Below are 26,111 nucleotides of genomic sequence, written 5' to 3'. Positions count from 1 at the left end.
ATCACGGAGTAACGCATGTCTTTTTGGAAAGTACTGGACAATACTGGATTCCTGTCTTTAATATTTTTTCTGAATCTAGTTTGGAATTCTCCTTGGCACATCCACAACGAGTCAAAAATGTTCCGGGCCGGAAAACAGATATGAAAGATGCCGAATGGTTAGCACAACTGGGCCGCTGTGGTTTAATTGAATCATCCTATTTACCCACACCTGAAGTTATGGAGCTTCGCCTACTAACACGAAGATATCGCTCCTATAAAGAGAGCCTTACTCAGATTAAAAATGAGATTCATAATCTTCTTCAGAGATCCAATATTAAATTAACAAGCTTCCTTTCTGACATATTTTCAAAAACCGGTCAGGCTTTACTGGAATTATTCATAAACGGAGAAGTCATTGATGAAGAGAGTGTTAGAGCTTGTATGCACGGCCGTGTCAAAGCTCAAGCTATAGACTTGGTTGAAGCCATGAATGGAAAACTCTCTAGCGAGGACTGTTTTCTCATGTCACAAAGTCTAATACAATATCGCATGATACAGAGTCTCATTGAGGATTTGGATCAGCATATTAAATCCTATATAAATAAACACTTCCCCGAAGAATATCAATTATTAATGACTGTACCTGGGATAAGTGAAAATGTAGCAGCTGTTATTTTAGCGGAAATTGGTCCTGATGTAGATGCATTTCCAACAGATGGACACCTAGCCTCATGGGCTGGTCCATGTCCAGGTTCCCATGAAAGTGCTGGTATTAAAAAATCCTCGCGAATAACGCAAGGAAATAAATACTTAAAACATGCCTTAACGATCTCGGGTATGATAGCAGGACACTCCAAAGATCCAGCTTTCTCATCTTTATACAATAGAGTTTCCCAAAGAGGAAGTAAGATGAAGGCTGTTATCGCTTGTGCTCATAAGATACTAAGAATTGTCTACAAACTTTTGAAAACACATCAAACTTATGAAGCAGTAAAAGCATTAGGGATGCGGCAACACCCTTAAGACATTTTTAAATATGTTCACCTTAAGTATAACACAGATAGTGTTTTTTTGCGCTTTTTTACTGTGTTATTTTCAAATAAAAGACTATACAATTCGTTTCAGATTTCGAAGTGTTTCGAGTATAAATTTAGAGGAAGGACGAGTTTTTATCTGGAAATTGAAGTTCCACTGTCTGCAAGAAGTCTTCGCTCAGCCTTATTCAGCTTGTTGTTCGACTTCTTTTTGAGCCGAAACACCCTGATTAAGGAGGCTTTGAATAATGGTTTTGTCGCGAAGTTTGACAGAGTCATTGATACTGTTGGCTGATTCAATGATGGTTTGTTCCAGTTGAGCCCGTTTTTGTCTGCCGTCTTCGATGGCTTGGATAATTTGTTGATTTTGTACGACTAAACTTTCGGCCAGCTTTGTCACAGCCTGGACACTCATGGTTGGATTTTGAGCGGTCCGTTCCAAGGCTGGGATGGCTTCCTTGCTGGTTTCTGCTAGTAACTCTAGGGCCGCATTATTGGCATTGGTAATGGCATCGGCGGTCATACCAGAGCGGACGGATTGTTGGAGAATTCCGAGTTGAGCAATCGATAGTTTCATAGTAGGGATGGTATTGCGACGGAGCATCCCTAATTTTTGCCGCATGTCCGTAGAGACCTTGACCAAGTTCCGCATTTGTGGGGTGGTTGCCCAGGCTACGTATAGGCGGCTAATGTATTCCGTGTGTTGGATTTCGAGCATATTGACCACTTCTGTTAGGTGAGCCAACTGATCGGATTTGACTTGGTAATCGATGCTAGCAGGGTCAAGGCTAGCCACTTCCTGTTGGAGTTGGAAAGCGCGATCGCCAGCTTCTTTTTGGCTGGATTCGATAAAGGCGATGACTCCGACTAGATTTTCGATAGAATTGGTGTTTTCCTCAATTAGCATCTCAGCTGAGACAATGTTGCGGGCCAAGACTTCTTCTTGGTTAACAACAGCTGCGGCCATCCCATCCATTTTTTTCTCGATGCTTTGGGAGTCGAAGTAGAATTCTTGCAGGTTGTTCTTGCCCTGACGGAAGAGTTTTTGCAAGAAATTTGGTTTCTCTTCGAGATCGGCTGGTTTAGCATCTTTATACTTCGCGACGAAGCCGTTTAATTCGCGGTTTGTCTGGCTGAGAATATCGTCTACTTGTAGGATTTCCAGCTTTTTCTGCTCACTAAGGATTTTATTGACCGTGATGTTGACGTTTTCCACAGCCTCTTGTCCGAAATCCAAAAGGGAATTTTTATCTTCCAAGAATTGGTCTACCAGTTGTGGAGTACGGTTCTGGATAGCAGATTGTTGCTGGGGAGTGAGTTTATCAAAAAACTGCAGGCTGGGTGTGTTGGGATTTCCAGGATCACTGGCTAGGATAATTTCACTGGTCTTGTCCTGTTTGAGGGCCTTGTTCGCAATGTTGTCAATGTCAAAGTTGAAGGATTCGCTCATTTATGTTCTCCTGTTTCGTTTTCAGGGCTTAAAATGCGGAGGCTGATTTCGAAGTCCCGCATGTCGGTTTCGTTTAATTGTTTAAGGGTTTCGTCCAAGAGTAGGTCGAACTGTTCCATAGCCACTTGTGCCTTCTTGAGGCGTTGTTGGGCCTGATAGTAATCTTTTGGATCTTGGTAAATCTTGAGGTAACCATTGAGGATTTCTTGGAAGTTCTTCATCTGGCTTTGGTGGACAGCCATCAATTCTTGCTGGTTGCCACCAGTGGAGTTTTCGATTTTGCGTATAATTTCCTGATGATCCTTTTGGATGTTGAGATAGGTTTCTCGAATTTCTTCAGGAATTGGACCTTCCCATTGGTTATCGTCTATAGGTTCCACATAAGCCTCCTTGAGGCGAAGTTGTTCCTGATAGTCCAGTTGTTTGTATTCTTGGAGTTGGTAGTTGACTTTTTGTTGGTTTTTAGTAGCGGTTTTACTAATGGTATTGTAGCGCTTGAGGCCGAGTTTTTTGCGTAGGTCAATGGCCTCAGCTTGGATTGTTTCCAACCGTTCCAAGGTTGGACCAGCCAATTCCTGGTAGGCCTGGATATCGCCCTTGTCTCGAAAAAAGTCTAGCTGTTTTAAATCGAGGTCCACCTTCTGGATATCCTGACGCAGGTACTCTATTCTTAATTTTTTATTAGAAGAAACATGAATACGGTGGGCAGCGATAAAGAGGAGACTTGGCAGCATTAAAATTTCTAGTGGATCTATCATGGCCGAGAAAAGAAATAGTAAGATGAGTAGGATGGTGATCGCACTGGAATTATAAAAACGACTGTGAAAAAAGGATTTTCTTCTGTTCATATATAACCTCTATCTTCCTAAGAATATTCTAGCAAAAAAAGGGGATTTGTGGGGGAAATGGGTGGAACTTCCGACGGAAGTCTGAGAGGACTGCATAAAAATTGAAAAAATTCCGAAAATTAGGTATAATAGGACGTAAAAACTTCTTAGAGTGTGTTCCGTACAGAGTTTTGTTCGTGGATATGCTTGTGAAACCATGTTTAAATCGGATTTATAGTCCAAAAAGCGAACAAGGAATAGAAGTGGACACAAGTATACGGACTCAAGAGAGTGGGACAGAACGATTTTAATTGTAAAAATCGTTCGTAGTCCCACCTCCGCACAGTTGATTAGGTAGGTTTCGGAGCTTGAAAAGCGAACGAAAACACCAATCAACCACTGCGTCAAAGTGATTTTACTAGTTAAGATAGGAAGGTTGAGACTTTTTGTTCCAACCTCTCGAAAAAGAGCAGGAGACGAGAAATGACTTCAGTTGTTGTTGTGGGAACCCAATGGGGTGACGAAGGAAAAGGGAAGATTACGGACTTTTTATCTGCTAATGCGGAAGTAATCGCCCGCTATCAAGGTGGTGACAATGCTGGGCACACCATTGTGATTGATGGAAAGAAATACAAATTGCATTTAATCCCGTCCGGAATTTTCTTCCCTGAGAAGATTTCTGTGATTGGAAATGGGATGGTGGTTAATCCCAAGTCCTTGGTGAAAGAATTGCAGTACCTGGCAGAAGAAGGAGTTTCAACCGATAACCTTCGTATCTCCGATCGGGCACATGTGATCTTGCCTTACCACATCTGTTTGGATCAACTGCAAGAAGATGCCAAAGGCGAAAATAAAATCGGGACTACGATTAAAGGAATTGGTCCTGCTTATATGGACAAAGCAGCACGGGTGGGAATCCGGATTGCAGACCTCCTAGATCGGGATATTTTCAAGGAACGCCTGCAAATCAACCTTGCTGAGAAAAATCGAATTTTTGAAAAGTTATATGGCGCTGAGGCCCTAGATTTCGAGGAAATCTTTGAAGAATACTATGCCTACGGACAAGAAATTAAGAAGTATGTTACAGATACTTCTGTTATCTTGAATGACGCCTTAGATCAAGGGAAACGGGTTCTCTTTGAAGGTGCACAAGGTGTTATGTTGGATATTGACCAAGGAACCTACCCATTTGTAACCTCTTCCAACCCAGTCGCTGGTGGGGTTACCATCGGATCAGGGGTTGGTCCAAGCAAGATTGATAAGGTTGTAGGTGTCTGCAAGGCCTATACATCACGGGTTGGAGATGGTCCATTCCCAACAGAATTGTTTGATGAAGTCGGTGATCGCATTCGTGAGGTCGGTCATGAATACGGAACAACCACAGGCCGTCCACGTCGTGTTGGTTGGTTTGACTCAGTTGTGATGCGTCATTCCCGTCGTGTTTCAGGGATCACAAACCTTTCTCTTAATTCCATCGATGTCCTCAGTGGCTTGGACACTGTAAAAATTTGTGTGGCCTATGACCTTGATGGTGAGCGGATTGATTACTACCCAGCTAGCTTGGAACAGCTCAAACGTTGCCGTCCAATCTATGAAGAAATGCCAGGTTGGTCTGAAGACATCACAGGTGTTCGCAGCTTGGAAGAATTGCCCGAAAATGCTCGTAACTATGTTCGTCGGATTTCAGAATTGGTGGGAGTTCGGATTTCAACCTTCTCTGTTGGCCCAGGTCGGGAACAAACCAACATCTTGGAAAGTGTTTGGAGTCAATAGGAGCAACCTCGATGGACTATAGTCTGGAAGAAAAAGAAGCCTTCATGCGTGAAGCTCTGCTGGAAGCAGAAAAGGCATTGGCCTTGGAAGAAATTCCCATCGGCTGTGTCCTAGTTAAGGACGGTCAGATTATCGGACGTGGCCACAATGCACGTGAGACCTTGAACCGTGCCGTTCTTCATGCAGAAATCATGGCGATTGAAGCTGCCAATGCCCATGAGGGGCATTGGCGCCTTTTGGATACAACGCTATTTGTGACTATCGAGCCTTGCGTTATGTGCAGCGGTGCCATTGGCTTGGCTCGGATTCCGCAAGTTGTTTATGGGGCAACCAATCCTAAATTCGGAGCTGCTGGTAGTCTCTATAACATTCTCGAAGATAGCCGCCTCAATCATCGAGTAGAGGTTGAGGTCGGGATTTTGGAAGAAGAGTGTGCAGGGATTATGCAGCGCTTTTTCCGCGAAAGAAGGAAAAAATGAAAAATAAGGCTGGAACTTTCTCCAGTCTTATTTCTGAATGAAAGGCGTTTTATGAAAAAGAAATTTCTGGTGGGCGTACTCCTGGCAACCAGTCTCCTGACTGCCTGTAGCCTTGAAACAACTGTGCGTGAAAAGGGGCAGGAACTCATCGAAAAGGTGGCTAGTTCCAATTCGTCTAGTCAGGCTGACTCAGGAGAAGCTGCCCAGCAAGCCTATCAACCGATGTTGGAGGAAATGAAAGATACATGGGATGTCTTGTCAGGCTTTGGTTCTAATCAGTCTCTGTCCTATGCAATGGTGGATATTGACCAAAATGGTCAGCCTGAACTCTTGCTTGGCTCGAAACACGGGGATGGATCGGTTCGGGTAATAGATCTCTATTATCTCAATAATGGTCAGCCGACCTCCCTCCTGCCAGAGTCGGCAGAAAGTATTCAAGTCTTTGAGGGTGGTCAGATCCTTGCCTATCGTTTGAATGGCAGCAAGGGAAAGGTTCAACACTATCAGCTTTCTGCTAAGGGGGGAACAGCACAATTCGTCGAGGAGAAAGAATTCCAGAATGGACAAGACCAGGCCCTAGAAATGTTTCGTCTGGAGAATGAGGTCCCTCTTGAAAACCTCAATTGGGTGCAGCTAACAGATACCAAAGCGAGTCCAGAGAGTTCCACCACAAGTCAAAAATCATCTGGTGATAAGGAAGCCATTGCAGCTGGGGACTTCTCCAGTATCCAAGGAAGCTGGATGAGTCGAACTGGTAATCAATTTGAAATATCTAGAAGCAAGATTCTTATGGAAAACCGTACCTATACCGCCACTAGATATAGAGAAGTCAGTGGAAATGTGGCTTGGAGTGTCCTAGAAGCACAGTCCACCGGTATTTGTCTTTGTTCCAGCCGGCCAAGCTCTGAACACACCAGCTCAATCGTATGAGTCTGATGAAAGCCAAGATCGGATTTATCTGATGCCGCAATACGCAGCGCCGCAGGCGGAGATGGAAGAAACCATCTATTATCGTCGTTAGCCCAGGGGATTTAAGACATTATCACTTTCGAATGATAGATTTAAGACTAAAGGAAGAAAAATAGATTTAAGACTAAAGGAAGAAAAATAGTCGACAAAAAGCAAAATTGTGGTATAATACTTAGTGGAGCAACAGTCTTGCGTGAAGCGGGTCAGGGGAGGAATCCAGCAGCCCTAAGCGATGTAGATTGTGTGCTCTTTTTGTGTGTCTTGAAAAGATTGGTCATCTTGTATAGTCTTTTAGTTTATCTTTTATTACTGTGTTAGCTCGTCTTGCCGTACTTCAGTACTGCCTACGACTCGCTGCCTTGTACTAAAAGTAAACTAAAAGACTATAATACTCTTTTAGACTCATTGCATTTCAAACATACTAAGATTTCCAATAGCATAGCCAAAAATTGAAAAAAGAGGTTGGAATCAAGTTTCCAACCTCTTTTTTTTCTTGTGATATCAGGTCACAGTTTCTTGTTCAGCTTCTTCCGGATGAGTGTCTAGGTCGGTTGCAGATTTAAAGACCAAGAGCCAGTCCCCGTTTTCTTGTTTGACAAAGGTCAAGGTTACGGATCGGTAATCATCGTATAGGCTGCTCTCGTAGTAAGCCGTTTTTGTTTGGAATCTTTGGGTGTCAGTTTCGGCGGTGCCGTCACTGGTTGAAGTTGGTTCGCCAAAGCGAGAGATGACATCTTTTAGATTGGTTCCACCAGCTCCCGTAGCACCATCTCCGAGAACAAGGTCATCATAATCTTTTTGGGTCCATGTGAATTCGGATTCTGTATAAGCCTCGTCATCTTCTAGATAAGTCTCATAGTTTGTGTAGATTTCTTTTACGATTGCCTCATAAACCGATTGTGTCATCAAAAAAATACCGATGGCTGACACCGCTAAGGCAGTACTTACGATGCCCAAAGCCTTCTTGTTTTTCCAGTTGTTATACAGTTCAATGATTCCAAGAACCAGAGCAATAAGGGCGAGGATACAAGAAATGTAATTTAAAAAAGGAACCCATGAGCCCAGTAAGGCGAGGACCGCTAGGGTTAGTGCAATAATCCCTAAAACATGGGATTCGGGTTTCTGATCCATAATGTTCTCCTAAATAGTCTTTTTCGTTTTGTGTAAAACCTAAGTTTAGTATAGCAAAGTTTTCATTTTTACCAAAAGAATGTTTCCTAAAAAATGGCCTATCTCCTGTGAGGGGGGGAGTGCTCATTGCTTTTCAATCCAAGAGTGAACACTTGTCTGTGTAACTCTTGGTCTTTTTTGATTGAAAATGTAAGCGTATACTTTAATTACGGCAGAACAATTAGGAAAGGAGTCGTAAGATGAATATCATTATTAATATTCTCAATTGGTTCTCGCAGAACATTCTGCAAAATCCGGCCTTCTTCGTAGGTCTCCTCGTTTTAGTAGGATATGCCCTTTTGAAGAAACCAGGCCATGAGGTTTTTGCAGGTTTCGTTAAGGCCACGGTCGGCTACATGATTTTGAACGTCGGCGCTGGTGGTCTGGTTACAACCTTCCGTCCTATCTTGGCAGCTTTGAACTATAAGTTCCAGATTGGTGCGGCGGTTATTGATCCTTACTTTGGTTTGACCGCAGCCAATACAAAAATTGCGGAAGACTTCCCGGACTTTGTCGGAGCAGCAACAACAGCGCTCTTGATTGGGTTCGGAGTTAATATCCTCTTGGTAGCTCTTCGGAAGATTACCAAGGTGCGGACTTTGTTCATCACAGGGCACATCATGGTGCAACAAGCGGCTACCATTTCCTTGATTGTTCTACTCTTGGTTCCGCAATTGCGCAACAGCTGGGGTGTCTTGGCTATCGGTGTGATTTGTGGTCTCTATTGGGCAGTTAGCTCAAATATGACGGTTGAAGCCACTCAACGTTTGACTGGCGGTGGAGGATTTGCCATCGGTCACCAACAACAATTTGCGATTTGGTTTGTGGATAAGGTAGCTCCTTTCTTCGGGAAGAAAGAAGAGAACTTGGACAACTTGAAGTTGCCTAAATTCCTCTCTATTTTCCACGATACCGTAGTAGCCTCTGCGACGTTGATGTTGGTCTTCTTTGGCGCTATTCTTGCAGTCTTGGGTCCAGAAATCATGTCCAATGCGGAAGTCATCACTTCTGGTACTGTCTATGTAGCTGAGAAGCAATCCTTCTTCATGTACATTATTCAGACTGCCTTTACCTTTTCTGTTTACCTCTTCATTTTGATGCAGGGTGTACGGATGTTCGTATCGGAGTTGACCAATGCCTTCCAAGGTATCTCAAGCAAACTATTGCCAGGTTCCTTCCCAGCGGTCGACGTTGCAGCTTCTTATGGATTTGGATCTCCAAATGCAGTGCTTTCAGGATTTGCCTTTGGTCTCCTTGGCCAATTGGTAACCATTGTCCTCTTGATTGTCTTCAAGAACCCAGTCTTGATTATCACAGGTTTTGTACCGGTCTTCTTCGACAACGCAGCCATTGCAGTTTATGCAGACAAGCGTGGTGGTTGGAAGGCAGCCCTCACTCTTTCCTTCATCTCTGGTATTATCCAGGTTGCGGTTGGAGCGATTGCGGTTTCCCTTCTCGGATTGGCGTCATATGGTGGATACCACGGAAATATCGACTTTGATATTCCATGGGTACCATTCGCTTACATGTTCAAATATCTCGGTATTATCGGTTTTGCCTTGGTCTGCCTCTTCTTCTTGATCATTCCTCAATTGCAATTTGCGAAAGCGAAAGATAAAGAAGCGTATTATGCAGGTCAAATTCCTTCAGAAGATTAAAAAAATAAAGGAGAATCATTATGGTTAAAGTATTAACAGCTTGCGGAAACGGTATGGGATCCAGCATGGTTATTAAAATGAAGGTTGAAAATGCCCTTCGTGGTCTTGGTCAATCAGACTTCACTGTGAACTCTTGTAGTGTTGGTGAGGCAAAAGGGTTGGCATCTGGTTATGACATTGTTATTGCTTCTATCCACTTGGTAAATGAGTTGGAAGGACGTACGAATGGCCACATTATCGGCTTGGATAACCTGATGGATGACGCAGAAATTAAAGAAAAATTGTCACAAGTTCTTTAATCACAGTTACACAAAGGGAGCACGGAGAATTCTCCTGCTCCCTCTTTTATAGTAGGAGGTACCAGCATGAACCTAACACAAGCTTTGACAGAAAACAATTCCATTCGCCTCGGTTTGAGTGCCAATACTTGGCAAGAAGCTGTTCGTCTTTCGATTGATCCGTTGATTGAGAGTGGGGCGGTTAAGGAAGAATATTACCATGCCATTATTGAATCCACAGAAGAATATGGTCCCTACTATATTTTGATGCCAGGGATGGCTATGCCGCACGCGCGTCCAGAAGCTGGTGTTAATCGGGATTCCTTCTCGTTGATTACCTTGACAGAGCCCGTTACTTTCTCAGATGGCAAAGAAGTGCAAGTGCTCTTGGCCTTGGCTGCAACAAGTTCTGAAATCCATACCAGCGTGGCAATCCCACAAATCATTGCCCTCTTTGAATTGGAAAATTCCATTGAACGTTTGAGCAACTGCCAAAGCCCAGAAGATGTTCTAGCGATGATTGACGAATCTAAAAATAGTCCTTATCTGGAAGGTCTGGACTTGAATAGCTAAGAGACCAAATGTCACTGTTGAATTGAAGGAACAAAAGGAGAGAGAAATGACACAAATTCCAAATTTACAAGTTGCCTTGGACCACTCAGACTTGCAAGGAGCTATTAAAGCCGCTGTTTCTGTTGGTCATGAAGTCGATATTATTGAAGCTGGAACGGTCTGTTTGTTGCAGGTTGGAAGTGAATTGGTAGAAGTGCTGCGTAATTTATTCCCTGATAAAGTTATTGTTGCGGATACAAAATGTGCGGATGCTGGAGGAACTGTGGCAGCCAACAATGCCAAACGCGGTGCGGACTGGATGACTTGTATCTGTAGCGCAACGATTCCAACGATGGAAGCCGCTTTGAAAGCGATCAAAGAGGTTCGTGGGGACAAGGGTGAAATCCAAATTGAACTGTATGGTGATTGGACCTATGAGCAGGCACAACTTTGGCTTGATGCAGGCATTTCTCAAGCAATTTATCACCAATCTCGTGATGCCCTTCTTGCTGGGGAAACTTGGGGTGAGAAGGATTTGACCAAGGTTAAGAAATTGATCGACATGGGCTTCCGAGTTTCTGTGACAGGTGGCTTGGATGTCGATACCTTGAAACTTTTTGAAGGAATTGATGTCTACACCTTCATCGCTGGTCGTGGAATTACAGAGGCTGCGAATCCTGCTCAAGCGGCGCGTGAATTTAAGGATGAAATTCGTCGGATTTGGGGGTAAGTTATGACACGTCCAATCGGTATTTATGAAAAAGCAACACCTAAGCACTTTACTTGGAAGGAACGTTTGGAATTTGCCAAGGAACTTGGTTTTAACTTTGTGGAAATGTCTGTGGACGAATCGGATGACCGCCTAGCTCGCTTAGACTGGAGCAAGGAAGAGCGTTTGGAAGTGGTTAAGGCCATTTATGAAACTGGGATTCGGATTCCGACCATCTGCTTCTCAGGTCACCGTCGTTACCCTTTGGGGTCTAATGATCCTGTACTGGAGGCGAAGTCCTTGGAAACCATGCAGGCTTGTATCGAGTTAGCTCAAGATTTAGGTGTTCGGGTCATTCAGCTAGCAGGCTATGACGTTTATTACGAAGAAAAATCGCCAGAAACTCGGAGACGTTTCTTGAAAAACCTTCGCCAGGCTTGTACTTGGGCCGAACAAGCTCAAGTGATGTTGGCCATTGAGATTATGGATGATCCATTTATTAACAGTATTGAGAAGTACTTGGCGATTGAAAAGGAAATCAATTCACCCTACCTCTTTGTTTATCCAGACACAGGGAATGTATCAGCTTGGCACAATGACCTGTATTCAGAGTTCCTCTTGGGACATAACTCGATTGCTGCGCTTCATTTGAAGGACACCTATCCAGTAACAGAGACAAGTAAGGGGCAATTCCGTGATGTTCCTTTTGGTCAAGGTTGTGTGGACTGGGAGGAAGTCTTCCGTGTTCTAAAAGATACCAATTACCAAGGTCCATTCCTGATTGAAATGTGGTCCGAAAATTGTGAGACAGTAGAGGAGACTAGGGCTGCGATTCAAGAAGCTCAAGCCTTCCTATACCCATTAATTGAGAAAGCAGGTCTTTAATGTTATTACCAGAATTACGACAACGGGTGTATGAGGCGAATATTGCCCTGCCTAAGCATGGTTTGGTTAAATTTACCTGGGGAAACGTTTCGGCGATTGACCGTGAGGCAGGGTTGATTGTGATCAAGCCAAGTGGTGTCGACTATGATTTGTTGTCACCCGAAAACATGGTGGTCACTGATTTGGATGGTAAGGTTGTCGAAGGTGATTTAAACCCTTCTTCTGACCTAGCCACCCACGTTGAACTCTATAAGGCCTTCCCAGCAATCGGTGGGGTGGTTCATACACACTCGACAGAAGCTGTTGGCTGGGCCCAGGCTGGCCGTGACATTCCTTTTTATGGAACAACTCATGCCGATTACTTCTATGGGCCAATTCCAGCAGCGCGTTCGCTCACAGAGGATGAAATCAATCGGGCCTATGAAATGGAAACTGGAACGGTTATTATTGAGACCTTCCGGGAGCGTGAATTGGATCCAATGGCGGTTCCGGGGATTGTGGTCCGCAATCATGGTCCGTTCACTTGGGGCAAATCGCCTGAGGAAGCGGTTTATCATAGTGTCGTTCTAGAAGAAGTTGCGAAAATGGCGCGCTTTACGGAGACGATAAATCCTAAAGTTGAGGAAGCACCTCAGTTCTTGATGGACAAACACTATCTTCGCAAACATGGTCCCAATGCCTACTATGGTCAGAAGGGCCAATCTCATTAAGAAATTTACATGAAATAGATGAAAGCGGGATTGGGACAAGGGTCCTGATCCCGTTCGATTTTTTTGAAATCCCTTTCCAAGAGTGGTAGAATACTTCATATAAGTTTTATATACTCTGTTAGTTTATCTTTTATTACTGTTTTAGCTCGTCTTGCCGTATTTCAGTACTGTCTGCAACTCGCTGCCTTGTACTAAAAGCAAACTAAAAGACTATAAAAGTTGTATGAATATCGTGGTTCTTTCTTTGGTGGTTGGAACGGGAATCATATTGTTAGAGACTGGTTCTATGGTTGGTGACCAGTGAAGGAATTGGAGGAAATTGAAGCCATGGCCATCGATAAAAGTAGTAGTGCCCTCTTACAGCATCTGTTGCATCTAACAACACCGGAAACGATTTCAGATATTGCCAAGCATCTGGGGCAGTCTCGACGAAAAATCTACTACCATCTAGATAAAATCAATGAGGCTTTGCCAGATCACACCACTCCCTTGGTTCCCCGTTCACGGATTGGTTTACTTTTAAATCAAGAGCAGAAGGACGCTTGCCAACATTTGCTGGATCGTATTGATTCCTATTCTTATGTTTTGAATAGTCAGGAACGGATTCAGCTCCTGACCCTTTACATTGCTATTTCCACTGAGCGCGTGACCATTGAGAAGATGCAGCAGCTGATTGAAGTGTCTCGTAACACCGTTCTCAGCGACCTTAGTGAAATGCGCCGCCTTCTTCGGTTGGATCAGTTCCAACTAACCTTGATGACTACCAAAGCCCAAGGGTACGTTCTGCGAGCTGAACCTTTCGCCAAGGTGCAATATATTTACCATTTGCTCTATAGTGTTTTTTCGGATGGAGCTGCGCCTTTTCTTTCGATTTTAAAAGAAAAATTAAACTTAGTAGACCTATTGAATGACTTTGAGGAAATTGCTAGACAGGAATGGACGCACTTGGAAAAAATTGTCGGCAAGCGGATTAATCGCCAAGAGCTGACATCTCTGACACAAATTCTTCCTTGTCTCTTGCAAGCCTATCGCAACATGAACTTGGATACGGATCAAAAAGAGCTTTTGCAAGCGGATTTTGCCCAGGTCCGTGAACGGGTAGAATACAAGGCTGCTCAACACTTGGCGTCCTGCTTGGCCGAAGAAAAGAATATTCAGTTGGACTGTATTGAATTGGAGGTTTTAACCATCCTTCTGCTGTCCTATCGTAAGGATACTGATTTACATGCAACCAGTGAGGACTTCGAAGACTTGCGAACGACTTTGGAACATTATATTTGGTATTTTCAAAATCAATCTAAGTATATCGTCGGCAAACCGGAAGAACTCCTCAACCAGCTGACCATGCACTTTAAAGCCTTGTTGTTCCGCAAACGCTATGGCATTTTCAGCAAGAATCCCTTGTTGGAGCAGATCAAATGCAAGTACCCGGATCTCTTCGCTTACTGTCGGGTTACTTCAAAAATTTTGGAAGATGCCTGGGATGTTCACTTAACCGAGGATGACATCGCTGACCTCAGTATTCAAATGGGAGGCTCCCTCAAAACTCCTCTGGATAAGGGCCAGGAAATCCTCCACATCTATCTGGTATCTGACGAAGGAGTGGCGATTCAAAAGATGTTACTGAAACAGATTCAGTACCATTTACCAAACGAAATGATTCATGCAGTCTTTACCACCGAACAATACCGGAGTGTAGAAGATCTCATCGAGGTTGATTTAGTCATCACCACTAGTGATGGCTTCGAAGTTGATGCACCAACCCTGCAAGTCTCCCCAATTCTGGAATCCCGTGATATCCATCGCATCCAACAATTCATCCAGGAACCAGGAGGTTTCTCTTCGGGAGTAGAACTCCGCCAGCAATTGGAAAAACTGCTGACACCCTACGTACCCTCCCCGGATGACAGGAAAACCCTCCGTTACCGCATTGAAAAACTCTACGGTCAGCGGATGCATTTGAGTAAGGTTGAGAATTAATGAATTGATTGGATGTCCCTGGACATCCTCCTTGTGAAAAAAATTCAGTCCAAGAGTGAACACAGTTCTGTGTTCCTTTTGGGCTTTTTTGGAACCGTTTTTAGGGCTATACTGGATGTATAAAAGAAATCGGAGGATATAGCGATGGCGAATGTAAAAGACATTACACGTGAGTCTTGGATTCTTTCAACATTCCCTGAGTGGGGCACATGGTTGAACGAAGAGATTGAAGAAGAAGTGGTTGCGGAAGGCAACTTTGCGATGTGGTGGTTGGGCAACTGTGGTGTTTGGATTAAAACACCTGGTGGTGCCAATGTGGTCATGGATCTTTGGTCTTCTCGTGGAAAATCGACTAAGAAGGTAAAAGATATGGTCTGGGGTCACCAAATGGCCAACATGGCAGGGGTGCGTAAATTGCAACCAAACTTGCGTGTTCAGCCAATGGTGATTGATCCATTTGCAATCAACGAATTGGATTATTACATGGTATCTCATGTGCACAGTGATCACATGGATATTAACACTGCAGCTGCAATCATCAATAATCCAAAATTGGATCATGTTAAATTTGTAGGTCCAGTTGAGTCTGGTGATATTTGGGAAAAATGGGGTGTTCCTGCAGACCGGATTATCCGCATTGCTCCAGGAGATAGCTTTGAGTTCAAAGATATTAAAGTCCACGCTGTTGAGTCTTTCGACCGTACTTGTTTGGTGACCTTGCCGATTGACGGTTACGAAGAAAATGGCGGTAGCTTAGCAGGCCTTCCGGTGACGGATGAATTGATGGCCCGTAAAGCGGTCAACTATGTCTTTGAGACTCCTGGTGGAACCATCTACCATGGTGCGGATTCTCATTTCTCTAACTATTTTGCCAAACATGGACGTGACTTCAAGATTGATGTAGCCATCAACAACTATGGCGACAACCCAATCGGAATCCAAGATAAAATGACTTCAATCGACCTTCTTCGGATGGCGGAAAATCTTGGAGCTGAGGTTATTATTCCGGTTCACTACGATATCTGGTCTAACTTTATGGCATCGACCGATGAAATTCTCCAGCTTTGGAAAATGCGTAAAGAGCGTCTAGATTACAAGTTCCACCCATTCATTTGGGAAGTAGGCGGCAAATACACTTATCCATTGGATAAAGATAAGATCGAGTATCACCACCCACGTGGATTTGATGATTACTTCTTAGAAGACTCCAACATTCAATTTAAGGCGCTTCTATAATAGTTGGGAATTATCCGTATCCATTGCGAGATGCGGATAATTTTCATATAATGGATTTGGTAAAAATTGCTTTAGGATCTCGATTAGAGGAGGACACACATGTCAACATTATCCGTTAATGCTATTCGTTTTTTAGGAATTGATGCGATCGAAAAGTCGAAGTCAGGTCACCCAGGGGTGGTGATGGGCGCAGCTCCAATGGCTTATGAACTATTCACAAAAGAGATGCGTTTGAATCCGACACAACCAAATTGGATCAATCGTGATCGCTTCATTCTTTCAGCTGGGCATGGTTCGATGCTCTTATATGCTCTGCTTCATCTCTCAGGATTTGAAGATGTCAGCATGGAAGAAATTAAGAATTTCCGTCAATGGGGTTCGAAGACTCCGGGTCACCCAGAGTATGGGCACACAGCTGGTGTAGATGCTACGACTGGACCGCTTGGACAAGGGATTTCCATGGCTACTGGTTTTGCTCAAGCAGAGCGCTTCTTGGCGGCCAAATACAACCGTGAGGGTTTCCCAATCTTCGACCACTATACTTATGTCATTGCTGGTGATGGGGATTTGATGGAAGGTGTTTCCGCAGAAGCGGCTTCTTATGCAGGTTTGCAAAAACTAGACAAGTTGATTGTTCTTTATGACTCCAATGACATCAACTTAGATGGAGAAACAAAAGATTCCTTCACAGAAGATGTGAAAGCCCGTTACCAAGCCTATGGTTGGCATACGGATTTGGTTGAAGATGGAACAGATGTGGCAGCTATCCAAGCAGCCGTTGCGCGGGCAAAAGAGTCTGGTAAACCATCCTTGATCGAAGTGAAGACTGTCATCGGACATGGTTCTCCAAATAAACAAGGAACCAATGCCGTTCACGGGGCACCTTTAGGGGCTGAAGAAACAGCGGCAACGCGTGCAGCTCTGGGCTGGGACTATGAGGCCTTTGAGGTACCCGCAGAAGTTTATGCAGACTTTAAAGAGAATGTCGTGGACCGTGGACAAGCAGCCTACGCTGAATGGGAAGCTTTAGTAGAAGCTTATAAATCAGCTCATCCTGACTTAGCAGATGAAGTGACTGCGATTATCGAAGGTCGTGATCCGGTAACCATCAAACCAGAGGATTTCCCTGTTCATGAAGCAGGCTTCTCTCAAGCTACTCGGAACTCCAGCCAAGATGCTCTGAATGCAGCAGCAGCAGTCTTGCCAACTTTCCTTGGAGGATCTGCAGACTTGGCTCATTCCAATATGACCTATATCAAAGCAGATGGTTTGCAAGATGATGCTCATCGTCTCAACCGCAATATTCAATTTGGTGTTCGTGAGTTTGCTATGGGAACGATCTTGAACGGTATGAGCTTACATGGTGGACTTCGAGTTTACGGAGGAACTTTCTTCGTCTTCTCAGACTACCTCAAAGCAGCGATTCGTTTGGCAGCTCTTCAGGGTCTTCCAGTGACTTATGTCTTCACCCACGATTCTATCGCGGTTGGTGAAGATGGACCAACTCATGAACCAATTGAGCACTTGGCTGGTTTGCGGGCCATGCCGAACCTCAATGTCTTCCGTCCAGCAGATGCGCGTGAGACCCAAGCAGCTTGGTACCAAGCGCTTACCAGTGAATCGACCCCAACTGCTCTTGTCTTGACTCGTCAAAACTTGGAAGTTCAAGAAGGGACAGACTTTGACAAGGTGGCACGTGGTGCTTACGTGGTTTATGAAACGGCTGCAGACTTTGATCGCATTGTCATTGCAACTGGTTCTGAAGTCGAATTGGCTGTGAAAGCTGCCAAAGAATTGGAAGCTGAGGGAGTCAAAGTGCGCGTGGTCAGCATGCCATCCGCTGACGTCTTTGATCAACAAGATGCAGCCTACAAAGAAGAAGTTTTACCAAATACCATTCGCAAACGCCTAGCGGTTGAAATGGGAGCAAGCCTGTCTTGGTATAAATATGTTGGACTCGACGGAGATGTTCTAGCCATTGATACCTTTGGAGCATCTGCCCCAGCAGGAAAAGTTCTTGACGAATATGGCTTTAGCCTTGAAAATGTAAAAGCAAAAATCTCAGCCCTTTAATGAGTTGAAGCGCCGGCCCTTTGGGCCGGTTTTTGTATGTGACCGACCACTCTCTTCCTTGTCACTAGGGGTATGATTTGATATAGTAGAGTGAATAGAAATAAAGGAGACAACTATGAATTTACAATTTGTTTGGATGCTATTGATCTTTGGAGGAATGTTGTTTTTTATGCAACGTCAGCAAAAAAAACAACAAGCGAAACGCCAAGAACAGATGGCTAGTCTGGCTAAAGGGACAGAAATTGTTACCATCGGTGGGTTATATGGGGTCATCGATGAGATTGACCGTGAAGCCAACAAGATGGTGCTAGATGTAGACGGTGTCTACTTGACCTTTGAATTAACAGCTTTAAAAGCAGTTGTAAATGCACCTAAAGTGGAAGAAACGGCTGTAGAAGTTGTAGAAGAAGAGGTTTTGGAAGATCCAATTGAAACAAGTGACAAGTAGTGGCATGGTTTATTAATCTTTTGTAATCTTTTCGTAACGGACAGGCGGTCGGATTTTTGCTATACTTTTTTTAGCTAGTTAAGCTAGATAGGTTCGCTACTTGTTTCGTTAATCAGCGAACAACTTAAAGGAGAAATTTACATATGGCATTTACAACTAAGAAAAAATTGGTTACCGGAGTTGCAGTTCTTGGATCTGTAGCGGGAGCATCTGCTTTAGAAGCTCAAGCGGTTACAGCTGAAACACAAGAAGTATCTTTACAAAACAACCAAGTACGTGACATCATCGCTGAAGCAGTTTCTACAACAACTGTTCCAACAATGAATGACCTTACATCTGTTTTCGGTGTAACAGGTACTCATGGGAATGTTTTAGATACATTCGAAGAATTTGCAGAAGAAGCGGTTGTTGAAACTGAAAAGAATCCTTCAGAAAAGAACGCGGCGTTCTCTCAATTGTTGATTGATGCACTTGAAGATTCCGATTTCCGTACTGGCTTGCAAGTTCGTCAAGACGCAGTTTGGCCACGTGAAGCTACTGTATATGCACAACCAGTTGCGGTTGAGGCAGCAGCTCCAGCTGCTGAAGTTGCTCCACTTGCCTTCGAAGCAGTTGCGACTCCAGTAGCTCCTGTAGTTGAAACCCCAGCAGCGGAAGCACCGGTTGTGGCACCACTTGTTGAAGCAGCAACCCCTGTAACGGCAGCATCTCCAGCAGTTGAAGCACCAGTTGTGGCAAATCTTGTGGCTAACGAATCAGCATCTCCAGCAGTTGATGCACCTGCACCTGTAGCTGCAGCTCCAGCAGCGGAAGCCCCAGTCTCAGAAACCCCAGCGACTCCTGAAGCACCAGCGGTTGAGGCTCCAGCTTCTGAAACTCCAAAAGCTGAAGAAACTCCAGCTCCAGCAGCTGACCAAGCAGCCCAACAAGCTGAAGCAGAACGTGTAGCGGCAGAGCAAGCAGCAGCTGCTCAAGCAGAAGCTGAGCGTCAAGCGGCTGAACAAGCAGCAGCCCAACAAGCTGAGGCTGAGCGTCAAGCAGCAGAGCAAGCAGCAGCCCAACAAGCGGCTCAAGAAGTTCAAACAGGATCAATCACACCGACTTACAACTACAACACTTCAGGAAGCTACCCTGTTGGTCAATGTACTTGGGGTGTTAAAGTGATGGCGCCTTGGGTTGGCGATTACTGGGGTAACGGTGGTGACTGGGCTGCATCTGCAGCTGCAGCAGGTTTCCGTACTGGTACAACGCCTCAAGTTGGTGCCGTTGCATCTTGGAATGACGGTGGTTACGGACATGTTGCCTACGTTACAGCAGTTGAATCTGAAAATGCTATCCAAGTTTACGAGTCAAACTACAACGGAATCCAACAAATTGGAAACTACCGTGGAACCTTTGACCCTACAACTGCACAAGGTACTGTTACTTACATCTATCCAAACTAAAACACGTGATAGGACGGCAACTTAGGTTGTCGTTCTTTTTTGTGTTGAAAAACAGAGAAAATGAATGACGATCAGTTCTAAAAAACGGCGTGATTTCCCATGCCTAGGGCTTTTGTGGTATAATGAACTGATTCATACTCTCCTAAAAAGACTGATACAAAAAGTGATTCGTAGCTCTGGTTGCCGGTTTGTACCGAAAACTTGATAGTGAACCGAATCTTCTCGCTTCTTTTCGGAGAAGCTTGCACTGCTATACCAGGTGTGAAATGTTCAGCATTGAGGGAGGATAGAAAGAATGGAAAAGATTATGTTTGGATTCAAAAATAAGGAAGATGAATCTTCTTTACAGGTACCCAAGCACATTGGCATCATCATGGATGGAAATGGTCGCTGGGCGAAGAAGCGGATGCAGCCACGAGTATTGGGCCACAAAGCGGGTATGGAAGCTCTCCAAGAAGTTGCCAAGGCTGCTAGTCGGATGGGTGTACAGGTCTTGACGGTTTACGCCTTTTCTACAGAAAACTGGTCTCGGCCTGAAAGAGAAGTCAAGTTCATTATGAATTTGCCTGTTGAGTTTTACGACCGGTATGTACCGGAGTTGCATCGTCAAGGAGTGAAAATCCAGATGATTGGTGATGTAGACCGCCTCCCTGCCGCAACCTTGGACTCTTTGCGCAGGGCTGAAGAGTTAACAGCGGATAACCAGGGGATGATTCTGAACTTTGCACTGAACTATGGAGGTCGAGCAGAATTAACCAAGGCCGTACAAAAGATTGTGAAGCAAGTTCAAGTTGGGACTTTAGAAGCAGATCAGGTTACAGACCAAGTGATCACTTCTCATCTGTATACAGGTGTCTTACCAGAAGAAGTGCGTGATCCGGAGTTGATCATCCGTACCAGTGGAGAGATGCGTCTCAGTAATTTCATGCCTTGGCAGTCAGCCTACAGTGAGTTCTACTTTACAGACACCTTATGGCCGGACTTTGATGCCCAGTCTCTAGAAGAGGCAGTTCAAGAATACAATCGGCGCAATCGACGTTTTGGAGGAGTTTAGATGGAAAAAGAATTACAGAATCGCCTGCTGTTTGGAGTGGGAGCAGCCGTGGTCTTGTTGGCTCTCTTGTGGTTCGGAGGTCTCCCGTTTCAATTTATCGTTGGCCTCTTAGCGATGTTGGGAGTTTATGAACTTTTCACCATGAAGGGTTTGGCTGTTAATACACCAGAAGGAATTCTAGCAACCCTTGCGGCGCTGGTCTTGGCTTTGCCTTTAGAGAATTACCTTTCTTTTTTACCCAATGATTCAAACATTTCGCTCTTTGCCGTTTTAGCTTTAGGCATTTTGGGAAGTACGGTCTTTGTGGAAGAATATAGCTATGACGATGCGGTCTATCCAATAGCTTCGGCCTTTTACTTAGGTTACGGCTTCCATATGTTGGTTGAGGCTCAGATGGCTGGTTTGGATAAGGTGTTATACGCACTCTTTATCGTGTGGGCAACTGATAGTTTAGCTTACTTCGTGGGCAAGCGATTTGGCCAGCGGAAATTGTTGCCGCAAGTGTCCCCTAATAAGACCGTTGAAGGGAGTCTAGGTGGAATTGCGGGGGCGATGGTGGTCACCGCCATCTATTATCTCGTGAGTCCGGGTACCTTTAACGGACGGAGTTTCTTCCTTGTTCTGTTATTATCCATCTTCTTTTCAGTAGCAGGACAGTTTGGGGACTTGGTTGAAAGTTCCATCAAGCGTCACTATGGCGTCAAGGATTCCGGCCGCTTTATCCCAGGGCATGGAGGACTCTTGGACCGCTTTGATAGCCTCCTCTTCGTCTTCCCACTTTTGCACTTAGCAGGGTTCTTCTAAGATGAAACGAATTTATGTGATGGGTGCGACGGGCTCCATCGGCCAGCAGACACTTGATGTTTTAAGGTCTTATCCCGATCAGTTCCAGCTTAAGGCCTTTAGTTTTGCGACCAACCTGGAAGCGGCTCGTTCGATTGTGGAGGAATTTAAACCGGCTGCGGTTGTTGTAGAAGATGTAGGTCTGGCAGAAGCGCTGCTCACAGATTACCCCAACCTGGTCCATTACAAGACCCTCGATGCTTATGCAGCGGAAGGGGAGTATGATGTCATGGTCAACGCAGTCATGGGCAGTGTTGGCCTTGCGGCCACCATGGCGGCCATTCAGGCCGAAAAGGAAATTGCCCTGGCCAATAAAGAAACCCTGGTTATGGCTGGCGATTTTGTGATGGCCGCCGCCAGAGAGAAAGGAATCACTTTATTACCTGTGGACTCAGAACATTCCGCGATTTTTCAAACCATGCAAGGTTTGAAGCGGGAGGATGTTAAAAAACTAGTTCTGACAGCTAGCGGGGGGAGTTTCCGCGACAAGAGTCGAGCCGACTTAGAAGGTGTGACCGTCGAGGAGGCTTTGGCTCACCCCAACTGGACCATGGGTGCCAAAATTACCATTGATTCAAGTACCATGGTCAACAAGGGTTTGGAAGTCATCGAGGCTCACCATCTCTTTGGTTGGGATTATGACCAGATTGAAGTCATCCAACACCGGGAGAGTATCCTTCATTCCATGGTGGAGCTGCAGGATGGAGCCTTTTTAGCTCAGTTAGGTCCCAGCGATATGCGAGAGCCGATTCAATTTGCTCTGACCTATCCCTATCATCGGCCGATCTCCCACCCCAAGCCCTTTGATCTTGCAGAAATTGGGAGTCTGCATTTTGAAAAAATGGATATGGATCGCTTCCCTATGCTGGCCCTGGCCTTTGAAGTGGGTCGGCGTGGTGGTTCTTTCCCAGCTGTCTACAATGCAGCCAATGAGGTGGCTGTTGCAGCCTTTTTGAAAGGGCAAATCACCTACTTGGACATTGAAAGCCTCATTCAACGGGCGGTAGACGAGCATCAGGAGGTCCAGTCTTTGGATTTGGATCGCATCTTTGAAATAGACCGATTAACACGGAAGAAAGTGAGGGGGTGGTTGCCTCTATGATGGGAATTCTAAGTTTTTTATTTATTTTTGCAGTTATCGTTATCGTTCATGAATACGGCCATTTTCTTTTTGCCAAAAGAGCGGGAATCTTAGTTCGAGAGTTTGCTGTTGGTATGGGGCCGAAAATCTTTAGCCATCAAGGTAAGGATGGAACCCTCTATACCATCCGCATCTTGCCCTTGGGGGGCTATGTGCGTATGGCTGGATGGGGGGAGGACCGGGTTGAGATTCCCAAGGGAAGTCTGGTTGCCCTAAGTCTCAATGACCAAGGGGTGGTCACTCGCCTCAATCTGTCCAAGAAGCAACTGGATTCACAAGCTGTGCCCTTGCAGGTTTTAGAATATGACTTGGAAGAGACGCTAACGATTAAGGGACTTTTGATGGATCAGGAGCAGAGCTATGCGGTAGATCACGATGCGACCATTATTGAAAAAGATGGAACGGAAGTGCGCATTGCTCCTCTGGATGTCCAGTATCAAAACGCTAGTCTGTGGGGCCGTTTCATGACAAACTTCGCAGGTCCCATGAATAATTTTATTTTGGGTGTGGTTGCCTTTAGTCTCCTACTCTTTCTACAAGGAGGGGCACCAAATCCAAATACCAACCAGGTCCGGGTCGTGGAATCTGGAGCATTGGCCAAGGCTGGATACAGCGGTCAGGTGACTTTGGAGAAAATCGGGGACACCACTATTGTAGATTATGCAGATATTTCTCCAGCTATTGAGAAAGCCACCGAGAAAACAAAGGATGGGAAGGTATCGGTTCAGGTCAACGATAACAGTCAGGAAGTCCAGCTGGATGAGATTGATGGGAGTTACCGTATTGGTGTCTTACCTGCCCTGGATACTAGTCTGACAGCGAAACTAACTGGAGGCTTCACCATGGCAGCGTCAGCAGCTGGACAAATTGTGACTGCTATCCGCAATCTGATTTTTAATCCGAATCTGAATGGACTGGGTGGTCCTGTGGCCATCTATCAGGCTTCCAGTATGGCGGCTCGCGATGGTTGGGTCAGTGTTCTTCAGTTGTTGGGATTCTTATCCATCAACATCGGGATTTTTAACTTACTACCGATCCCAGCCCTAGACGGAGGGAAGATCCTGTTGAATATCATTGAAGCCATCCGCCGTAAGCCTGTTAAACGGGAGACGGAAACCTATCTGACCTTGGTAGGGGCGGGCCTCATGGTTCTTCTGATGATTGCTGTAACCTGGAATGATATTATTCGAACATTTTTTTAGAGGAGAGTAAATGAAACAGAGTAAAATGCTAATCCCAACTTTGCGGGAGATGCCAAGTGATGCACAAGTTATTAGCCACGCCTTGATGCTGCGGGCAGGGTACGTTCGCCAAGTTTCTGCGGGGATTTATACCTATCTTCCGCTAGCTAACCGCGTTTTGGAAAAAGCAAAACAAATTATGCGGGAAGAATTTGACAAGATGGATGCGGTGGAGATGCTCGCACCCGCGCTTCTCAGTGCAGATCTTTGGCGTGAGTCTGGTCGTTACGATACTTACGGTGAAGACTTGTATAAATTGAAAAACCGGGAAGGGTCAGATTTTATCCTAGGCCCAACGCATGAAGAGACCATGACCGTTGTTGTGCGGGACTCCGTTAAGTCTTACAAACAATTGCCAATGAATCTTTACCAAATTCAATCCAAATACCGCGACGAGAAACGTCCTCGCAATGGGCTTCTGCGGACTCGTGAATTTATCATGAAGGACGGCTATAGTTTCCACGCGGATTATGATAGTTTGGATGTGACTTATGAGGACTACCGCCAAGCCTATGAGCGGATTTTTGACCGTTCTGGTTTGGAGTATAAGGCCATCATTGGTGATGGTGGGGCTATGGGTGGTAAGGATAGTCAAGAATTTATGGCGATCACTCCAGAGCGGACGGACTTGGATCGGTGGTTGGTCTTGGATAAATCTATTGCTAGCTTAGATGAAATTCCAGAAGAAGTATTGGCCGACATCCGTACGGAGTTGGAAAAATGGGTGATTTCTGGTGAGGACACTATCGTTTACTCTAGTGAATCTAGTTATGCGGCTAACCTTGAGATGGCAACCAATGAATACAAGCCGAAAAATGTCGTTGTAGCAGAAGAAGAAGTTGTTAAGGTTTCGACACCAGATACCAAGACCATTGATGCTGTTGCAGCATTGCTAGACGTCCCAGAGGAGCAAACCATCAAGACGATGATTTACATGGCAGATGGTAAACCGGTAGCGGCGCTCCTTGTTGGGAATGATCAAGTCAATGAAGTGAAATTGAAAAACTACTTGGAAGCTGATTTCATGGACCCGGCGACAGATGCGGATGTCCAAGCCCTTCTTGGTGCTGGCTTTGGATCTTTGGGACCAGTGGGGCTACCAGAAGAAGTGCGCATCATTGCTGACCGTAAGGTACAAGATGTTCGTAACGCCGTTGTTGGCGCTAACGAAGATGATTTCCACTTGACCGGTGTTAACCCAGGTCGGGACTTCCAAGCAGAGTATGTCGATATTCGGGAAGTCAAGGAAGGGGAAATCTCACCTGATGGCATGGGCCAATTGCAATTTGCACGTGGAATCGAAATCGGCCACATCTTTAAGTTGGGAACCCGTTACTCCGAATCTATGGACGCCAAAGTTTTGGATGAGAACGGTCGCGCCATCCCAATCGTAATGGGATCTTATGGTATCGGAGTAAGCCGCTTGCTCTCTGCAATCATGGAACAACATGCGCGTCTTTTTGTGAATAAAACTCCTAAAGGCGATTACCGTTTCTCATGGGGTATTAACTTCCCTAAAGAGCTTGCACCTTTCGACGTCCACCTTATCCCAGTTAATGTCAAAGACCAAGATAGCCTTGATTTAACCGCACGTCTAGAAGCAGCCCTCATGGCAGAAGGCTATGAAGTCCTAACTGATGACCGTAATGAACGGGCTGGGGTTAAATTCAGTGATAGTGATTTGATTGGACTCCCAATCCGTATCACCGTCGGTAAAAAAGCAGCAGACGGTGTTGTTGAAGTTAAAATCAAATCCAGTGGATCTAGCATCGAAGTCCATGAAGACAACTTGCTAGAAACTCTTCATATTCTTCTTAAGGAAGAACAATAAACTAGTTTCCAAAACCCCAGCGCATGTCGCTAGGGTTTTTTACTAAAAAAATGAAAAAAATGAAACTTTCCCCTTGCAAAGACCAACATCATGTTGTATACTAATAAAGTCCTGAAGGGAGAGTTCCTTAAACGGGACGCAATCAGTAGAATAGTTCGGCTCAAACGAACGAAAACAAAAAAACTTCAAAAAAGTTAAACAAAAGTGTTGACAAGTCATTGAGGTTTTGATAAACTGATTAAGTTGTCTCGTGAGAGACATGACCTTTGAAAACTGAACAAGACGAATACCAATGTGTGGGTAGTAGGAATACTACCTGTCAATAATAAATTCGAAGCTAAATC

At 44.9% G+C, this 26,111-nt stretch carries 23 protein-coding genes and 1 other RNA gene; 21 read left to right on the top strand and 3 right to left on the bottom strand.

Annotated features, from left to right (window positions below):
* The coding region (locus tag JEQ21_RS07130) for an IS110 family transposase (protein ID WP_199364693.1) at positions 1–1,004 on the top strand (1,004 nt) is incomplete at its 5' end.
* 195 nt (positions 1,005–1,199) lie between these two features.
* On the opposite strand, the gene JEQ21_RS07125 is transcribed toward JEQ21_RS07130, so the two are convergent.
* Entirely contained in the window at positions 1,200–2,465 is a 1,266-nt protein-coding gene (locus JEQ21_RS07125; protein WP_199364692.1) for a toxic anion resistance protein, read from the bottom strand.
* Positions 2,462–3,313 (bottom strand): hypothetical protein, encoded by an 852-nt coding sequence (locus JEQ21_RS07120; RefSeq protein WP_199364691.1) that lies wholly within the window; start codon positions 3,311–3,313, stop codon positions 2,462–2,464. The genes JEQ21_RS07125 and JEQ21_RS07120 overlap by 4 nt, the downstream gene beginning before the upstream one ends.
* Before the next feature lie 462 nt (positions 3,314–3,775).
* On the opposite strand from JEQ21_RS07120, the gene JEQ21_RS07115 reads away from it, so the two are divergent.
* From JEQ21_RS07115 to ffs, 4 genes are all read left to right on the top strand, one after another.
* Positions 3,776–5,065 carry an adenylosuccinate synthase gene (locus JEQ21_RS07115; protein WP_196091649.1) on the top strand — a complete coding sequence of 430 codons (1,290 nt, stop codon included), beginning with the start codon at positions 3,776–3,778 and terminating at the stop codon, positions 5,063–5,065.
* An 11-nt stretch (positions 5,066–5,076) separates the two neighbouring features.
* Positions 5,077–5,544 carry a tRNA adenosine(34) deaminase TadA gene (tadA, locus tag JEQ21_RS07110; RefSeq protein WP_199364690.1) on the top strand — a complete coding sequence of 156 codons (468 nt, stop codon included), beginning with the start codon at positions 5,077–5,079 and terminating at the stop codon, positions 5,542–5,544.
* A 51-nt stretch (positions 5,545–5,595) separates the two neighbouring features.
* Complete coding sequence (locus JEQ21_RS07105; protein ID WP_199364689.1) at positions 5,596–6,474, top strand: hypothetical protein; 879 nt, start codon at positions 5,596–5,598, stop codon at positions 6,472–6,474.
* A gap of 206 nt (positions 6,475–6,680) precedes the next feature.
* Positions 6,681–6,777: signal recognition particle sRNA small type (ffs, locus tag JEQ21_RS07100), an RNA gene on the top strand.
* A gap of 237 nt (positions 6,778–7,014) precedes the next feature.
* Here the strand turns inward: ffs and JEQ21_RS07095 are convergent.
* On the bottom strand, positions 7,015–7,644 hold the full coding sequence (locus tag JEQ21_RS07095) for a DUF4190 domain-containing protein (RefSeq protein ID WP_199364688.1): 630 nt from the start codon (positions 7,642–7,644) through the stop codon (positions 7,015–7,017).
* A 239-nt stretch (positions 7,645–7,883) separates the two neighbouring features.
* On the opposite strand from JEQ21_RS07095, the gene JEQ21_RS07090 reads away from it, so the two are divergent.
* The 16 genes from JEQ21_RS07090 (at position 7,884) to JEQ21_RS07015 (ending at position 25,767) form a co-directional block, all read left to right on the top strand.
* A complete protein-coding gene (locus tag JEQ21_RS07090) occupies positions 7,884–9,341 on the top strand; it encodes a PTS ascorbate transporter subunit IIC (protein ID WP_196091653.1) in 1,458 nt (485 codons plus the stop codon).
* A 20-nt stretch (positions 9,342–9,361) separates the two neighbouring features.
* Complete coding sequence (locus JEQ21_RS07085) at positions 9,362–9,640, top strand: PTS sugar transporter subunit IIB (protein WP_160332611.1); 279 nt, start codon at positions 9,362–9,364, stop codon at positions 9,638–9,640.
* Between the two features lie 66 nt (positions 9,641–9,706).
* Positions 9,707–10,192, top strand: a complete 486-nt coding sequence (locus JEQ21_RS07080; protein ID WP_196091654.1) for a PTS sugar transporter subunit IIA — start codon at positions 9,707–9,709, stop codon at positions 10,190–10,192.
* 46 nt (positions 10,193–10,238) lie between these two features.
* The gene (locus tag JEQ21_RS07075) at positions 10,239–10,901 is read left to right on the top strand and encodes a 3-keto-L-gulonate-6-phosphate decarboxylase UlaD (RefSeq protein ID WP_196966834.1); all 663 of its coding nucleotides are present in this window, start codon (positions 10,239–10,241) and stop codon (positions 10,899–10,901) included.
* A 3-nt stretch (positions 10,902–10,904) separates the two neighbouring features.
* Positions 10,905–11,765, top strand: coding sequence for an L-ribulose-5-phosphate 3-epimerase (locus JEQ21_RS07070; RefSeq protein ID WP_196091656.1), 861 nt, complete (start codon positions 10,905–10,907; stop codon positions 11,763–11,765).
* Complete coding sequence (locus JEQ21_RS07065; protein ID WP_196091657.1) at positions 11,765–12,475, top strand: L-ribulose-5-phosphate 4-epimerase; 711 nt, start codon at positions 11,765–11,767, stop codon at positions 12,473–12,475. The genes JEQ21_RS07070 and JEQ21_RS07065 overlap by 1 nt, the downstream gene beginning before the upstream one ends.
* Positions 12,476–12,802: 327 nt before the next feature.
* Entirely contained in the window at positions 12,803–14,455 is a 1,653-nt protein-coding gene (locus JEQ21_RS07060; protein WP_196091658.1) for a BglG family transcription antiterminator, read from the top strand.
* A gap of 144 nt (positions 14,456–14,599) precedes the next feature.
* Positions 14,600–15,691, top strand: coding sequence for an L-ascorbate 6-phosphate lactonase (gene ulaG / locus JEQ21_RS07055; RefSeq protein ID WP_196091659.1), 1,092 nt, complete (start codon positions 14,600–14,602; stop codon positions 15,689–15,691).
* 99 nt (positions 15,692–15,790) lie between these two features.
* Complete coding sequence (gene tkt, locus JEQ21_RS07050; RefSeq protein WP_199364687.1) at positions 15,791–17,764, top strand: transketolase; 1,974 nt, start codon at positions 15,791–15,793, stop codon at positions 17,762–17,764.
* A 115-nt stretch (positions 17,765–17,879) separates the two neighbouring features.
* Positions 17,880–18,212, top strand: a complete 333-nt coding sequence (gene yajC, locus JEQ21_RS07045; protein WP_199364686.1) for a preprotein translocase subunit YajC — start codon at positions 17,880–17,882, stop codon at positions 18,210–18,212.
* 143 nt (positions 18,213–18,355) lie between these two features.
* On the top strand, positions 18,356–19,657 hold the full coding sequence (locus JEQ21_RS07040) for a CHAP domain-containing protein (RefSeq protein ID WP_233340798.1): 1,302 nt from the start codon (positions 18,356–18,358) through the stop codon (positions 19,655–19,657).
* A gap of 307 nt (positions 19,658–19,964) precedes the next feature.
* The gene (locus JEQ21_RS07035; protein ID WP_199364694.1) at positions 19,965–20,711 is read left to right on the top strand and encodes an isoprenyl transferase; all 747 of its coding nucleotides are present in this window, start codon (positions 19,965–19,967) and stop codon (positions 20,709–20,711) included.
* Positions 20,712–21,515, top strand: coding sequence for a phosphatidate cytidylyltransferase (locus JEQ21_RS07030; protein ID WP_199364685.1), 804 nt, complete (start codon positions 20,712–20,714; stop codon positions 21,513–21,515).
* A 1-nt stretch (position 21,516) separates the two neighbouring features.
* Positions 21,517–22,656 (top strand): 1-deoxy-D-xylulose-5-phosphate reductoisomerase, encoded by a 1,140-nt coding sequence (gene dxr / locus JEQ21_RS07025; RefSeq protein WP_199364684.1) that lies wholly within the window; start codon positions 21,517–21,519, stop codon positions 22,654–22,656.
* The gene (gene rseP, locus JEQ21_RS07020; RefSeq protein WP_199364683.1) at positions 22,653–23,897 is read left to right on the top strand and encodes an RIP metalloprotease RseP; all 1,245 of its coding nucleotides are present in this window, start codon (positions 22,653–22,655) and stop codon (positions 23,895–23,897) included. The genes dxr and rseP overlap by 4 nt, the downstream gene beginning before the upstream one ends.
* A 10-nt stretch (positions 23,898–23,907) precedes the next feature.
* Positions 23,908–25,767 carry a proline--tRNA ligase gene (locus JEQ21_RS07015; protein ID WP_199364682.1) on the top strand — a complete coding sequence of 620 codons (1,860 nt, stop codon included), beginning with the start codon at positions 23,908–23,910 and terminating at the stop codon, positions 25,765–25,767.
* Positions 25,768–26,111: the final 344 nt, after the last annotated feature.

Origin of the sequence: Streptococcus sp. 121, from assembly GCF_016458205.1 — a bacterium.
Lineage (GTDB): Bacteria > Bacillota > Bacilli > Lactobacillales > Streptococcaceae > Streptococcus.
The sequence above is the reverse complement of the archived record's forward strand: the minus strand, read 5'-3'. Positions and strand labels throughout refer to the sequence as shown.